Genomic DNA, 14,903 nt, shown 5'->3' on the forward strand with positions numbered 1-14,903 from the left:
TTTATCGTATTAAATTTTTATAATATTTATTTAGGAGCAAGGATGCAAATGATAAAGAAGATGGTTTTAAGTGAAACTTTCCCTGGTATTTTGCTTATATTTTTTACATTTTTAGCCTTATTATGTAAAAATTCTTCTTTAAGTGTTATTTATACAGATTTTTTTCATGCTAATTTTACAGTAGGATTTGATCATTTTCAAATTTCAAAGTCGTTGGATTTATGGATAAATGATGGTTTGATAGCTATATTTTTTCTATGTATAGGGCTTGAGTTAAAATATGAAATTTTACGCGGACAGCTTAAAAATATAAGAGCTGTGTCTTTACCTATATTTGGAGCTTTGGGGGGTATGATTACTCCTGCTTTAATTTTTGCTGCTATTAATTATTCTCATGATTTTGCTATGAAAGGTTGGGCAATACCTACAGCAACCGATATAGCTTTTGCAGTGGGTATTTTGATGCTTTTAGGAAATAAAATTCCTACAAGTTTAAAGCTTTTTTTACTTTCTTTAGCTATTTTTGATGATTTGGGCGCTATTGTTATTATTGCTTTATTTTATACAGATCAGCTTTCAGCTTTGGCGATTATTATTTGTTTGTTTTGTATATTTGCTCTGCTTTTGTTAAATTATTATCACATCACCCATCTTTCTTTGTACGTGTTGGTAGGTGTTGTGTTGTGGATAGCTATGCTTAAAAGTGGAGTGCATGCAACTTTGGCTGGTGTGATCATTTCTTTGTTTATACCTCTTGATACAAAAAATAAAAAACCTTATTTACATGAAGTTCTTAAGGATTTAAATCCTTGGGTAGTTTATTTTATTTTACCTTTATTTGCTTTTGCCAATGCTGGAATTGATATTAGAGATATGCATCTTGGTTCAGTATTTTCGCCTGTAAGCCTTGGAATTATTCTAGGATTATTTTTAGGAAAGCAACTAGGTGTTTTTACTTTTTGTTTTATTGCTATCAAACTTAAACTTGCAAAATTACCTGAAAATATTAAATATGGAAAATTTTATGGTATATGTATTTTAACAGGCATCGGTTTTACGATGAGCTTGTTTATTGATGGTTTGGCTTATAAAAATAGTGATATTTTTGAATATGCGGATAAACTTGCTATTTTAATAGCTAGTTTTTTAAGTGCCATTGTTGGTTTTATTTATCTTAAGATTGTTAAATGAATAATATAGTACATAAATTAAAAACTTTAGTTTTAAACGAGGCTTTTGGTGGTGTTTTACTTATAGTTTGTACTTTGTTTGCTTTGCTTGTGCAAAATGGATCTTTTAGCGAACATTATCGAGAATTTCTAAATTTAAAAGTCGGATTTAGTGTAGGTGAATTTGAGCTTAACAAGCCTTTTTTACTTTGGATAAATGATGGGCTTATATCTATATTTTTCTTTGCTATAGGGCTTGAGCTTAAGAAGGAATTTTTGCATGGGGATTTTAAAAATCCTAAAAATATTGTTTTACCTTTTATGGCTGCTTTAGGAGGTATACTTATACCTGCGATGTTGTTTGCTTTGGTAAATATAGGAGATGCTTATACTTTAAAAGGTTGGGCTATACCTACAGCCACAGATACAGCGTTTGCCTTAGCGATTTTAATGATGTGTGGCAAGCACATTCCATCAAGTTTAAAAATTTTCTTACTTTCTTTGGCTATTTTTGATGATGTGGGTGCTATTTTAATTATAGCTATTTTTTATACGACAAAATTATCAATAGTTGCTTTTGTCGTTGCAGGACTTGCTATTTTGGTAATGCTTATTTTAAATCTTTTAGGGATAACAAGAAAGTCTTTTTATTTTATTTGCTCAGTTATTCTTTGGATTAGTGTTTTAAAAAGTGGTGTGCATGCAACTTTGGCTGGAATCATAACAGCATTTTTTATACCGATGCAAACTAAAAATGGAGAAGCATTTTTAGAAGAAATCTATGAAAGTCTAAAATTTTGGCTCGCTTTTGTTATCTTGCCTTTATTTGCTTTTGCCAACGCTGGGGTAAATTTATCCAATATCGATATAGGAGCAATTTTTTCAGGTGTAAGTATAGGTATTTTCTTGGGGCTTTTTGTGGGTAAACAAGTGGGTGTATTTTTGTTTTCTTATTTGGCAATCCGCTTTAAATTTGCAGCCTTGCCCCAAGGTTCAAATTTGAAACAACTTTATGGGGTTTGTATACTTACAGGTATCGGTTTTACAATGAGTTTGTTTATCGATGGCTTGGCGTATGAAGTCAGTGATATTTTTAATTATGCAGATAATTTAGCTATTCTCATAGCTTCATTTTGTTCTGGGATTTGGGGTTTTATTTATCTTAAATTCTTTGCTGCTCGATCTTAAGGGGACTGATGAGGCATATTTTTTTTATTATTACGATTATATTTTTTATAAGTGGATGTAGTTTTTATCAGAATTTAAACCATACTCGTCCAATTTATAATACAAATAAAGAAACAAAACTTAAGACTATAGCAAATGAATGGAAAAAAACTCCTTATGTTTTAGGTGGAACTACTAAAAAAGGTGCTGATTGTTCAGGATTTACACAGAGTGTATTAGCTCAGCTTAATATACGCATACCTCGCACTACAAAAACTCAATTAGGTTCTGGGAGAAAAGTTTCTAAATCAAAATTGCAAACAGGAGATTTGGTATTTTTTAAGACAGGTAGAGGGCCAAATGGTATGCATGTTGGTATTTATACGAGCAAGGGAAAATTTATACATTTATCTACTAAAGGTGGAGTAAAAGAAGCCGAGCTAAATAGTTCTTATTGGAAGGCTCGTTATATAGGAGCAAGAAGGTATTAAAGTGAAAATAGGTGTATTTGATAGCGGAGTAGGGGGGCTTAGTGTTTTAAAATCTCTTTATGAAGCTAGACTGTTTGATGAAATTATCTATTATGGAGATACCGCAAGAGTTCCTTATGGGGTGAAAGATAAAGATACTATTATCAAGTTCTGTCTTGAAGCATTGGAATTTTTTGAACAATTTCAAATTGATATGCTTATCATTGCATGCAATACTGCTAGTGCTTATGCTTTAGATGCTTTAAAAGCAAAAGCACATTTTCCAGTATATGGCGTAATTGATGCAGGGGTTGAAGCAACGATAAAAGCTTTACATGATAAAAATAAAGAAATTTTAGTCATTGCAACAAAAGCAACCATTAAATCAGAAGAATACCAAAAGCGTTTATTATCTCAAGGATATACAAATATAAATGCTTTAGCTACAGGGCTTTTTGTGCCTATGGTTGAAGAAGGTATTTTTGAAGGAGATTTTTTGCAAAGTGCTATGGAGTATTATTTTAAAAATATCACAACTCCAGATGCTTTGATACTCGCTTGTACTCATTTCCCTTTACTAGGTCGTTCTTTAAGTAAGTATTTTGGCGATAAAACAAAATTAATTCATTCAGGAGATGCTATAGTTGAATTTCTTAAAGAAAGAGAAAATATAGATTTGAAAAATCATAAAGCAAGATTGCATTTTTATGCTTCAAGCGATGTTGAATCTTTAAAAAATACTGCTAAAATTTGGCTAAATTTATAAGGAAATAAAATGATAGAATTGAAAAAACCAGATGAAATAGAAAAATTAAGAATAGCAAATCAAATTGTAGCAAAAACTTTAAATTTTTTAGAGAATGAAATTAAAATAGGAATGAGTTTAAAACAAATTGATAAAATGGCAGAAGATTATATTTTAAGCCTTGGTGCCAAGCCATCATTTAAGGGGCTTTATGGTTTTCCAGGTGCCATTTGTACATCTTTAAATCAAGTTTGTATCCATGGAATTCCAGATGATAAAATTATCAAAGAGGGTGATATTTTAGGTCTTGATGTGGGAAGTTTGATTGATGGGTATTATGGGGATGCAGCAAGAACTATTGCTATAGGAGAAGTTTCACCCACTGATAAAGCTTTAATCTCTTGCGCTAAAGACGCGTTATATCATGCTATAGATATTATTCATGATGGAATGCGTTTTAAGGAACTTTCAGCTGCTTTAGGCGAATTTATCCATGTAAGAGGTTTTGTCCCGCTTCGTGGATATTGTGGACATGGTATAGGACGAAAGCCCCATGGAGAGCCTGAAATTTTAAACTATTTAGAAAAAGGTGCGAGTGCAAAAAGTGGCCCTAAAATTAAAAATGGAATGGTGTTTTGCATAGAGCCTATGATATGCCAAAAAGATGGAACACCAAAACATTATAATGGAAAATGGGATGCTGGAAGTATTGATGGGCTTAATGCGGCTCATTATGAACATTGTGTTGCTGTGATTAATGGGCGTGCTGAAATTCTTTCTATGATATGATATTAAATTATAAAAATAATATTTTTTTCTTAAAATCCTAAAAATTTAAAATTTTTTAAATAATATTGTAGTAATATTCTTTAATAATTTAAGTTACTAAATAATATTTTTATCATATATTAAGTGTTATTAGAATAAAGTGTCACATCGTATTAAACTAAAACATAAATATGGTTTAGATAATTTAATAATTTTTATTAAATTATCTAAATATTTATTTTAGTTTAAAGAGATCTTTTAAGATCTCGTTTGGGTTAGGCTATTTCCCTCCCCCTTTTTATTCGTAGCCTAACTCTCTTTTAGAGTTTGGAAAATCTCTTTAAGCTAAAATATATTATATTTGCTTAAAGAGAACAAATGATTACTATTCTTATTTAAATAAATTTTTAAAATCCATTGTAGAGTTATAAATTCCAGCATTATCCACAGTTTCGCCCATGGTGATTGCGGTTGCTAACTCTGATAGAATGATTTTTATTTCATCTCTTTTATCTTGTATATAGGCCAATACACCTTCGTAATTACTTGTTTGAAGAATTAAAAGTGGATTAGCAATTTCAAATTCAAAAAGTTTTTTACCAACATAAACATTGAAAATATTTCCAAAAAGGGCTGTTCCCATGAAAGAGCAGTTTTGTATAAGTTGTGATGCTGTGGCATCAAGAGTTCTTTTTTGCATATCATCTGAATTTTCATCTATTCTTTCTAGAATGCTTTTTTCTATTTTTTTTAAAGACATATCAAGTACTTGAAGTGCTCCTATAAAATCATTTGCATCATTGATTTGAGAGCAAATTTGATTTGCTTTAAATTCATTCACGCTTTGAATTTCGCCTAAGTGTTTTTTAAATATATCTAAATCACTTTTCATTGTTTACCTTTCAAAAATATTGCTAAATATTTAAAAAGCAAAAAGTGTTCCTAAATTAGGATAAATTAGAATTTACCCAAAAAATAATCTCATTGCCAATTTTATTCAAGGCTTTTTGAAAAGCATTATAGGTAGAGCGGATATCTTTTTTTTCTATTTTTTCTTTAGTATTGAAAATTTTATGAGCTATTATTTGATTGTTTTCAAGATTTATGAAATTTACACTTACAGAAATTTGAGCGTAGTTTTCATTGTTATTAAGAATTTGCTCAAAAGAGTTAATCCTGCTTTCAAGAGCATAATCCGCACTTAAAGAGCTTGTTGAAGAAAGCAAGGTTGTAAAAATATTGCTTTGTTCAAATTTTGACAAAATTAAAAAAGAATAAAGATTGCTTGGTAAATCTCCCCAGAAATAATGTGCGTATTTGTTGCTAAAACCATTATCTATATAAACAATAGCTCTTGAGTTTAAATATAAAGGTGCATTTGCATTGCGAATTTTAAGAATTTTACCAGTTTTTTTAAAAAAAATATTTGAGTCTATTCCTTCGTCTTTTAATATGATATTTTCATTTTTATTGATGGTTTCGTGTCTTAAAGAGCATCCACATAACATAAAAATAAAAGTCAAAATACAGAATAATTGCTTTAGCATTATTTTTCTCCTGGTCCAAGTTTAGGTTTAGTTTCTTTAAAAATCAAATCAGCAGGGCTGTTTTGTAAATTTTCTATTAGAATATTGCTTTCAATTAAAATTCGTTTAAAAAGCTCTAAATTTTGCATCAAAGATGCTTTAATATCATCATAAGTGTTTAATTTTTCATCAGCTTTTTTTATGAAATTTTTTAAAATCATCGTGCTTTCTTTTATGTCTTTAAGACTGGAGTTGAAATTTTGCGCACTAAGGCTTATATTATCAGCCATTTTTCCTATTTTTAAACTTGTGTTTGAAAGATTAAGGCTTAAATTTTTAGAATTAGCATTTAAATTTGCACTTAATTCTGCTAGATTTTGCAAAAAGATTTCTAGATTTTTAAGATTTTTTTCGCTTAAAAGTTCTTTTGATTTATCATCGGCCGTTTTAACCAAAGAAAAAATATGTTCACTTTGTCTGTCTATGGTTGCTAAAAAACTTTCTTTAAAAGGAATGACTGGAAGTTTTCCCTGTATAGATACTAAATCTTTGCTATTTTTACTTCCGCCTTGAAGTTGGACAAATTTAAGTCCTGTGATACCTTGAAGTTGCAAAGTAGCAAAGGTGTCTTCTTTTATAGGGGTATTGTTTTTGACCTTAATGCGTATGTTAACGCCGAGTTCATCTTGATTGTAAATGCTGATTTCTTCTACGCTACCTACTTCCACGCCCAAAAGCCTTACGGGTGCTTTTATGCCAAGTCCTGCAACGGATTCTTGTGTGTGAATTTCATAATACTTAAAACTTTCTTCTTTAGAGTATCCACCAAGCCAAAGTATGAAACCAAGGCTTGCAAAAAATACTCCAAAAACAAAAAGTCCTACAAAAAAATAATTTGCTCTATTTTCCACTTTTACTCCATAAATCTTTTAAAAAGTCGTTCATTTTGCAAGCGTAATTCTTCATAAGTGCCGCAAAATCCAACTTTTTTATTTTCTAAAATGATAAAACGATCGAGTAAATTTTTCATACTTTCTTTATCATGTGTAACCAAAATGATATTTAGATCAAAACTTTTTTTTAACTTTAAAACCAAATCGTCAAATTCACGACTACTATGAGGGTCAAGTCCTGAAGTAGGTTCATCTAAAAAAAGCAATTTACTATCAAGTGCTAAAGCTCTAGCAATTGCCACTCTTTTTTGCATACCACCACTAAGTTCGCTTGGAAATTGTTTTAAAACACTTTCGTTTAAGCCTACCATTTTTAGCTTCATTAAAACCAGTTCTTGTATGCTATTTTCATCTAAATGAGTGTATTCTTTTAAAGGAATGGCGATATTTTCATAAACATTAAAAAAGCTAAAAAGTGCAGCAAACTGAAAAACCACACCCCATTTTTTACGCAAAGCAAGTGCATCTTCTTCGTTGATATTTTTAAGCTTATAGCCTAAAATTTCATATTCTCCACCATCAAAATGTTCAAGCATAAGCATTTGTTTTAAAAGGACGGATTTTCCACTTCCGCTACCTCCTAAAATACCAAAAATTTCGTTTTTTTTGATTTCAAAACTTACGCCATCATGGACGATTTTTTCTCCAAATTTTGTAATGATATTTTGCGCTTTAATAACCATTTAAATTCCTGCAGAAGTTAAAATAACAGAGAATAAAGCATCAAAAGCTATCACCCAAAAAATAGCATTTACAACGCTTTTTGTGGTATAAATTCCTATGCTTTGTGTAGTGTTTTTTACCTCAAAACCACGAAAACAAGCAATAAGCCCTATTAAAAATCCAAAAATAGGTGCTTTTGCAAGTCCTATAAAGATATGTTTTATATCTACAGCTTCTCTAAAGCGTCTTAAAAATTCGGCAAAAGAAATATCAAGATTTAATTTTGCAACCATCATTCCACCTATAATACTGATTGTATCGCTAATGGCAACGATTAAAGGCATAGCCACTACCAAAGCCATAACACGTGGAATAATAATAAATTCAAAAGAACGAAAACCCATAGTATTCATAGCTGCAATTTCATCAGTAATTTTCATCACTCCAATTTGTGCGGTATAAGAGCTTGCACTTCTTCCTGCGATCACTATGGCGGCGATTAAAGGTGCAAGTTCTCTAGTGGCTGAAATTCCCATCAAATCTACTATGAAAATATTGGCTCCAAATTGTGCGAGTTGATAAGCGGCCTGATAGGCTAAAACCACTCCTACTAAAAGAGCAGTTAAAATAACTATAGGCAAGGCTTTAAAAGCAGAATTTTCTATATGATATAAAAAAGCAATAAAGCGAAAATTTTTAGGATTTTTAAGGCATAAAAAAAGACTTGTGGAAAAAGCTCCTGTGAAATTGATGAATTTTCTTAAAATTTTTAAAAGTTCTAAACTTAATTTTCCAAGATCGATAAAGTATTCACTGAAATTTTTATGTGATTTTTTTGTTTTGCTTAGTCTTTGGTAGTTTTTTTCACAAAGTTCAAAAAGGGTTTGAAAGCGTGAATTTAAGCCTTCTTTGGTGATTTTAATATTTTTATCTTTAAGGTCATTTTCCAAAGCAAGGAAAAATCTCACTCCAGCGGTATCGATTGCTTTTAGATCTTTAAAATCAAAAATCACTTCCTTGCTTTGAATCAAAGCTAAAAAATCTTTTATTTTTAACTTATAAATACTTGTTTTATCCCAAATTCCAAAGATAAAAAGAGTGTTATTTTGAAATTTGAAATTTGTATTCATTTTATTTACTAAGGATAAAATTTACAAGTTTTGAAACGCTAAAGCCAAAGTGTTCAAAAACATCCTTGTCTTTGCCACTTTCTCCAAAACTTTCTATACCATACACTTTATGGCAAAATTTATAAAGTTCATTAGAATGCGCTGCTTCAACACCTATAACTTCACCTTTTAACAATCTTTCTTGATAAGCTTTATCTTGTTTTTCAAAAAGTTCAAAACAAGGCATGGAAACAACATTACAAGCAAAACCTTGTTTTTCTAGTTCGTTTGCACTTTCTAAACAAAGCCAAACTTCACTTCCGCTTGCTAAAAGTGTAAATTTAGCATCTTTGCTTTCTTTAAGTAAATATGCTCCGTTTTTTACATCTCCAAAAACGGGTTCATTTAGAGCTTTGAGTTTTTGGCGTGAAAGCACAAAAGCACTTGGAATACCTTCATTTAAGGCTATTTGCCAAGCTTTGACATTTTCCACTCCATCAGCAGGTCTAAAGGTTAAAAAATTTGGCATAGCTCTAAAAGTGCTAAGTTGTTCTATAGGTTGGTGTGTTGGTCCATCTTCGCCCACACCTATGCTATCGTGTGTGAAAATGAAAAAATGTTTGATTTTCATTAGGGCTGCTATTCTTGCGGCAGGTTTTAAGTACTCGCTAAAGATGAAAAAAGTTGCCGAAAATGGTAAGAAAATTCCATATCTTGCAAAAGCATTGTTAATCGCTGCCATAGCGTGTTCTCTGATGCCAAAATGGATATTTTTACCTTCTATAAAGTCTCCCATACCGTGAAGTTCTGTTTTATTTGAAGGGCCTAAATCCGCACTTCCACCTAAAAATCCTTCTAAATTTTTAGCTAAAACATTTAAAATTTCACCATTGCTATCTCTTGTAGCAAGATCTTTTCCTTTAAAATCAGGATAAGCTATCTTGCTAAAATCAGGGTTTAATAGCCTTTCTAAAAGTTCTTTTTTACCACTTTTTTCAAGTTTATCTTTCCATTTTGCTTCTTCTAAATCCCCAAGTTCTACAGCACTTTCAAAGCGGATTTTGCTTGCTTGTGGGATATGAAAACTGATATTTGGATCAAAACCTGCTTGTTCTTTGGCTTTTTTAATCACTTCTTCGCCCAAAGGTGCACCATGGCTTTTATGACTGCCTTCAAGCTCTCCTGCACCCTTTGCTATAGTTGTTTTTGCGATGATAAGACAAGGTTTTGTGGATTTTTTAGCTTGTTCTAAGGCTTTATTGATTTCTTCGTAATTGTGTCCATTTATATTTAAAACTTCAAATCCTTGTGCTTCAAAACGCATTTTTACATTTTCATTAAAGGCTAAACCTACATCGCCTTCTATGGAGATATTGTTGCTATCGTAAATAAGTATGAAATTATCAAGTTTGTGAAGTCCTGCTAAAGAACAAGCTTCATAAGAAATGCCTTCTTGTAAATCCCCATCTCCGCAAAGACAATAAATTTTATGATCGATTAAATCACTACCTAGCAAATTTTGTGCTTTTTTTGCTGCCATAGCAAAGCCTACGGCATTGGCAACGCCTTGTCCTAAAGGGCCTGTAGCGATTTCTACTCCAAGAGTTGAAATTTCAGGGTGTCCAGGGGTTTTAGCATGAAGTTGGCGGAAATTTTTAAGATCTTCCAAGCTTAAATCATAGCCACTTAAATGTAAAAAACTATAAAGCAAAGCACTTGCATGTCCACCTGAAAATATAAGTCTATCACGGTTTAGCCAAGTGGGATTTTTAGGATTGTGCTTTAAATGATAACTTAAAACACTTAAAATATCTGCTAAGCCCAAAGGTGCACCTGGGTGTCCTGAGTTTGCTTTTTGCACCATATCGGCACTTAAAAATCTTAGAGTATTTGCCTGTTCTTGTAAAATTTGAATGTCCATTTTTTGCCTTTATAAGTATTGAATTATTAAATTTTGTATCATTTGTGCGAGTTTTTCATTAAGTTTTTCTAAGTCTTGTTCGCATTCACTAAGAAGATTTTCTTTTGTTTTTATGGCTTGTTCAAGTCCAAGCAAATTGACAAAAGAATTTTTATGAATATCGTTGTTAGTAGGCTTTCCGCTTTGTTCTTGACTTGTAGTTACATCGATAATATCATCATTGATTTGAAAAATCAGTCCTAGTTTTAAACCAAGTTTGTAAATTTGATTACTTTCTTCGTTGTTAAGTTCGCAAATTTCACAACCCATTTTTAAAGCTGCAGCGATTAATCTTGCGGTTTTGTGTGTATGTAAAAACTCAAGTTCATTTAAACTCAGTCTTTTGTCTTCAAAAAAACAATCAATAGCTTGTCCTATGACCATTCCATTAAGTCCTGCATTAAAGGCAAGGGTTTTTATGAGTTTGATTTTGATTTCATCTTTTAAATGAGCATGACTTAGAGTTAAAAAAGCTTCAGTATTTAAAGCATCACCCACTAAGATGGCTGTAGTTTCATCGTAGCTTTTGTGTAAGGTTGGAATTCCTCGTCTAAAGTCCGCATTATCCATAGCAGGTAAATCATCGTGTATGAGTGAATAAGTATGGATAAATTCCAAAGCTAAAGCCACATCTAAAGCTTGATTTAAAAGTTCAGGTTTATTGCTTTGTACTACGCTTAAAAGCAATTGTGCGCGAAAATGCTTTCCTCCCGCTTTTAGCATAAGGACTAAAGCTTCATTAAAAAAAGGATGAAAGCTTTCAACTTTAGGTAGATTTTTTTCTAAGTGATGGATGAAAAGTTCTTTTAAATTCACTTAGTAAGCCTTATGAAAAATTGAAATTTACCATCGCCACCTGAGTTGGCATTTCCGCCTAGTTCATTGTTGAAATTTGATAAAGGTAATTTAGTACTTTTGCGTTCAATTAAGATGCTAAAGTCATTACCAGCACTTAAAATATTTTGTAATTCTTTAAAATTATTTAAAATAATATTATTAACGCGTAAAATTTTATCTCCTACCATAAATCCTGCATTTGATGCTTTTGATTTTGGATCTATTTTGGTTACAACAAGACTAGTATTAACCGTTAAACCAAGATTGCTTGTGAAATTTGTAATTTTTGGTTTTGGTTTAGAATCAGGAAGGTTAAATTTGCTCAAATCTTTTGCAAAAACTTCAGTAGAAATATTTAAATCCATATTATCACGCAACACTTGAAAATAAAGAGTGCTTCCGCGATCTGCAAAAAGAATTTTTTCATTGAGTTTTCTTAAATCATTGGCGGGCAAGCCATCAACACTTATAACTTGATCGTTGATTAAAAATTGTGGATTTTTTCTTACATTGTTAACATAAATTTTATTTTCTCGAACAACAAAATCAACGCCAATATCCCCCCAATAAACATCGTTATATTTCATAAAATGTTTTAAATAACGATTGCCTATAAAAGAGCTATTATTTAAAGCAATCCCCATCATTTCACAGCATGGAGTCCCTAAAAGTCCTATTTTAGAATTAAAATCAAGTTGATCTTTTTCATCAATATTTTGAGCTAAATACTTAATATGCCCTATATAAGGTTTATTAGGATCCCAAATTCCAACCCAATCATTACGAGTAAGTTTTTCTTCATCACCCATAGGAGTAGGGATTAGGCTAAAGTCAGTTCTTACAAGATATAAATTTAAAAATGGATCGTATTTTACATATTTGTTAAGCTTAGTATTAGGTTGTTTTAACACAGCAAGTAAATTTTCACTGAGTGCAAAAGCTGGCATTCCTTCATAGTTGAGCATGCTTGCCTTATTTCTTTCATAACCTGCTAAAAAATCTTCAAATTTAGGTCTTTCTATACCAAAAGACAAAGTAAAAAGCATGCAAATAATTAAAATTTTTTTCATAATTTCATACCTCCAAAACCGCCTAAAACATCATTCGCCATACTTGAGCGATTTTGCGCAACCATGGCTAAAACATCATTAATCGCAGAAATAAGTAAAATTTGCAAGGACTCTTTATCTTCAAGTAAAGAATCATCAATGCTAACATCGATAATCTCGCCTTTTCCATTAGCGCTTACTTTAACAAGTCCTGCTCCACTTTTGGCGCTAAATTCACGATTTGCAAGTTCTAGTTCTATATTTTTTGCTTTTTCTTGAACTTGATTTAAAAGTTCACCCATTTTAGAAAAATCCATATTTTCAAACATTGATTATCCTTGATTTTTTAAAATTTCATTAACAACTACTTTATCACTAAAAGGATATTTTATCCCTTTAATTTCTTGAGTAGTTTCATCACCTTTGCCTAAAATAACGACTAAATCGTCATTTTCTTTTAGTTCTAAAGCTTTTTTTATGGCTTCTTTTCTATCTTCTATCGTTAAAACTTTTTCTTTTTTAGCAAAGCCTGATAAAATTTCTTCCATGATGGTTTTTGGTTCTTCGCTGCGTGGATTATCACTTGTAATGATAGCAATTTTTGCAAAATGTTCGACGATTTTTCCCATTAAAGGGCGTTTGGTTTTATCTCTATCTCCACCTGCTCCAAAAACAACGATGAGTTTTTTATTTTTAAGAGTGTCAAGCACTTTTTCAATGCCATCAGGCGTATGAGCAAAATCCACGATCACGCCTTTTGCTACTTGTTCTACCCTGCCACAAACCCCGCCAAATCCACTGATAGCATTTTCCAAGTCTTTTAAATCAGGCTTTACGAGTTCATTCACACAAGCACTAGCAACTAGAAGATTGTAAAGATTAAAAAGTCCTAGCAAGGGCGAGTCTATGTGAAAAGTTTGATTTTTATTTGTTACAATAGCGCTAATACCTTCTTCTAAAGAATAAGCTTTGATTTGATATAAAGCAGGATTTTCTATGCCGTAAGTAAAAGCATTACGCACATTAAATTTAATAGCCAAAGCATCTTTGTTGATAAATTTTAAACTCTCATCGGTAAAAAAAAGCTCTTTTGCTTCTTTATAATTTTCAAAAGTACCGTGAAAATCTAAATGATCTTGCGTGATATTGGTAAAAATTTTAGCAGCAAAATTTAAGCCTTCGATACGGTTTTGAATTAAGGCGTGTGAGCTTACTTCCATGATGAAAAAATCACATTTTTTTTGAGTGGCTATTTGTAGGTATTCTAAGGTTTTAAGAATAGGGGAGGTGGTTAAGGATTTTTCATCAATTTGTTCATCGTTGATAAAAGCTCCTCTTGTTCCGCAAAGCCCACACTTATAACCTAAATCTAGTAAGATAGAATAAATCGCTGCTGCGGTTGTGGTTTTTCCATTGGTTCCTGTGATTCCTATGATTTGAATCTTTTCGTCGATTTTTAAAAGTTTTTTACACTCATTTACATCAATGATTTTTGCACCTTTTTCTAAGGCTTGAGCGTGAAATTTAGCATTTTGTGTGGTTTGCAAAAAAAAGCATTCTTTTTCACACTCTAAGGTATTATCTGTAATGAATGAATTTTCAAGTTTTAATTTCACTTTTAAATCCTATGAGTTTTTCTTGGAGTTTGATAAATCTATCATTTGCCCAAAAATGAGGCATAACATTTTCTATATAATTTAAAGTCATATCTTTATAGCCATTATCAAGTAATTTTTCCAAAAAATCTAAAAAATCATCACGATTATCAATAACTAACTTAGTGCTATTAATGATATTTTCAAAACTTTTTTGAAAACCAAGTTCTTCTTCGCTTTTTAAAAAATCTTGATAATTTAACGCATGCCCATCTTCAAATTCGTTTTCTTGTTTGTTTTCTTGTTTTTTAAATTCTATCGTACTTAAAATTTCTTCTAAGTCTTTATCAATACTAGAGATTTTGTAATGTTCTATATAAAAATCAAAAAGTAAAGAAGCTTCTTTAGGAGATTTTAAAGCAAGATCACAAAGGCAGATAAAATTTAGCAAGCGTTTATTTTTGCGTTTTTCATAAGCCATAGAAAAATACATTTTTGCAGTTTTAAAATCTTTCTTGTAAAAATGTTCAATTCCAAGTTTTTTATAATTTTGCAAATTCGTCTGCTCCGCCGTTTAAATTGATTATAGTGATTTCTGGATGAATATCAATCTTAAGTTGCCTTTCAAGACCGTATTTTAGTGTCGTTCCACTTGATGCACAACCTTTACAAGCTCCTATTAAATGGATATAAACGATCCCATTTTTAATTCCTAAAAATTCAAGCCCTCCGCCATCACGTTCAAGCATAGGCAAGCTCTTTTCTAAACTTGCTTTAACAGGATTTATAAGCTCTTCATCGCTAAAAGGCATCATAATTTATCCTTAAAAATTTTTATATACTTTAGCGTGATTGTGTTTAAAAAAAGGTAAATTAAGGCTTGAAATTTAAA

The 14,903-nt window shown here is 31.1% G+C and carries 17 protein-coding genes; 5 read left to right on the forward strand and 12 right to left on the reverse strand.

What is annotated here, in order from left to right; genetic code table 11:
• Positions 1-42: 42 nt before the first annotated feature.
• The 5 genes from nhaA (AJN60_RS03555) to map are packed head-to-tail and all read left to right on the forward strand — an operon-like array spanning position 43 to position 4,340.
• The gene (gene nhaA / locus AJN60_RS03555; RefSeq protein WP_070261503.1) at positions 43-1,191 is read left to right on the forward strand and encodes a Na+/H+ antiporter NhaA; all 1,149 of its coding nucleotides are present in this window, start codon (positions 43-45) and stop codon (positions 1,189-1,191) included.
• Positions 1,188-2,357: a Na+/H+ antiporter NhaA gene (nhaA, locus tag AJN60_RS03560; RefSeq protein WP_070261502.1), complete on the forward strand. Its 1,170-nt coding sequence runs from the start codon at positions 1,188-1,190 to the stop codon at positions 2,355-2,357. The genes nhaA (AJN60_RS03555) and nhaA (AJN60_RS03560) overlap by 4 nt, the downstream gene beginning before the upstream one ends.
• 8 nt (positions 2,358-2,365) lie before the next feature.
• Positions 2,366-2,827, forward strand: coding sequence for a C40 family peptidase (locus AJN60_RS03565; RefSeq protein WP_070261501.1), 462 nt, complete (start codon positions 2,366-2,368; stop codon positions 2,825-2,827).
• A gap of 1 nt (position 2,828) precedes the next feature.
• On the forward strand, positions 2,829-3,572 hold the full coding sequence (gene murI, locus AJN60_RS03570) for a glutamate racemase (protein WP_002871264.1): 744 nt from the start codon (positions 2,829-2,831) through the stop codon (positions 3,570-3,572).
• A 9-nt stretch (positions 3,573-3,581) separates the two neighbouring features.
• Positions 3,582-4,340, forward strand: coding sequence for a type I methionyl aminopeptidase (map, locus tag AJN60_RS03575; RefSeq protein ID WP_070261500.1), 759 nt, complete (start codon positions 3,582-3,584; stop codon positions 4,338-4,340).
• A 370-nt stretch (positions 4,341-4,710) separates the two neighbouring features.
• Here map and AJN60_RS03580 read toward each other — a convergent pair whose 3' ends face one another.
• The 12 genes from AJN60_RS03580 to AJN60_RS03635 are packed head-to-tail and all read right to left on the reverse strand — an operon-like array spanning position 4,711 to position 14,826.
• Complete coding sequence (locus AJN60_RS03580) at positions 4,711-5,211, reverse strand: flagellar FLiS export co-chaperone (RefSeq protein WP_002862286.1); 501 nt, start codon at positions 5,209-5,211, stop codon at positions 4,711-4,713.
• Positions 5,212-5,266: 55 nt separating this feature from the next.
• Entirely contained in the window at positions 5,267-5,866 is a 600-nt protein-coding gene (locus tag AJN60_RS03585) for an ABC-type transport auxiliary lipoprotein family protein (RefSeq protein ID WP_052795476.1), read from the reverse strand.
• Positions 5,866-6,756, reverse strand: coding sequence for an MlaD family protein (locus AJN60_RS03590; RefSeq protein ID WP_002862284.1), 891 nt, complete (start codon positions 6,754-6,756; stop codon positions 5,866-5,868). Before AJN60_RS03590 ends, AJN60_RS03585 begins: the two co-directional genes overlap by 1 nt.
• 2 nt (positions 6,757-6,758) lie before the next feature.
• A complete protein-coding gene (locus AJN60_RS03595; RefSeq protein WP_070285890.1) occupies positions 6,759-7,481 on the reverse strand; it encodes an ABC transporter ATP-binding protein in 723 nt (240 codons plus the stop codon).
• Entirely contained in the window at positions 7,482-8,591 is a 1,110-nt protein-coding gene (locus AJN60_RS03600; RefSeq protein WP_070261499.1) for an ABC transporter permease, read from the reverse strand.
• Between the two features lies 1 nt (position 8,592).
• Entirely contained in the window at positions 8,593-10,491 is a 1,899-nt protein-coding gene (gene tkt / locus AJN60_RS03605) for a transketolase (protein WP_070285891.1), read from the reverse strand.
• A 9-nt stretch (positions 10,492-10,500) separates the two neighbouring features.
• Positions 10,501-11,346 (reverse strand): polyprenyl synthetase family protein, encoded by an 846-nt coding sequence (locus tag AJN60_RS03610; protein ID WP_070285892.1) that lies wholly within the window; start codon positions 11,344-11,346, stop codon positions 10,501-10,503.
• Positions 11,343-12,437, reverse strand: a complete 1,095-nt coding sequence (locus AJN60_RS03615; RefSeq protein ID WP_002862279.1) for a PDZ domain-containing protein — start codon at positions 12,435-12,437, stop codon at positions 11,343-11,345. The genes AJN60_RS03610 and AJN60_RS03615 overlap by 4 nt, the downstream gene beginning before the upstream one ends.
• Positions 12,434-12,745, reverse strand: coding sequence for a YbaB/EbfC family nucleoid-associated protein (locus tag AJN60_RS03620; protein WP_002851172.1), 312 nt, complete (start codon positions 12,743-12,745; stop codon positions 12,434-12,436). The genes AJN60_RS03615 and AJN60_RS03620 overlap by 4 nt, the downstream gene beginning before the upstream one ends.
• A 3-nt stretch (positions 12,746-12,748) precedes the next feature.
• Positions 12,749-14,032, reverse strand: coding sequence for a UDP-N-acetylmuramoyl-L-alanyl-D-glutamate--2,6-diaminopimelate ligase (locus AJN60_RS03625; protein WP_070285893.1), 1,284 nt, complete (start codon positions 14,030-14,032; stop codon positions 12,749-12,751).
• Positions 14,016-14,567, reverse strand: a complete 552-nt coding sequence (locus tag AJN60_RS03630) for a hypothetical protein (protein WP_002855727.1) — start codon at positions 14,565-14,567, stop codon at positions 14,016-14,018. Before AJN60_RS03630 ends, AJN60_RS03625 begins: the two co-directional genes overlap by 17 nt.
• Positions 14,554-14,826 carry a NifU family protein gene (locus tag AJN60_RS03635; protein WP_002871253.1) on the reverse strand — a complete coding sequence of 91 codons (273 nt, stop codon included), beginning with the start codon at positions 14,824-14,826 and terminating at the stop codon, positions 14,554-14,556. The genes AJN60_RS03630 and AJN60_RS03635 overlap by 14 nt, the downstream gene beginning before the upstream one ends.
• Positions 14,827-14,903: the final 77 nt, after the last annotated feature.

This window comes from Campylobacter sp. BCW_4323 (assembly GCF_001763115.1).
Lineage (GTDB): Bacteria > Campylobacterota > Campylobacteria > Campylobacterales > Campylobacteraceae > Campylobacter_D > Campylobacter_D jejuni.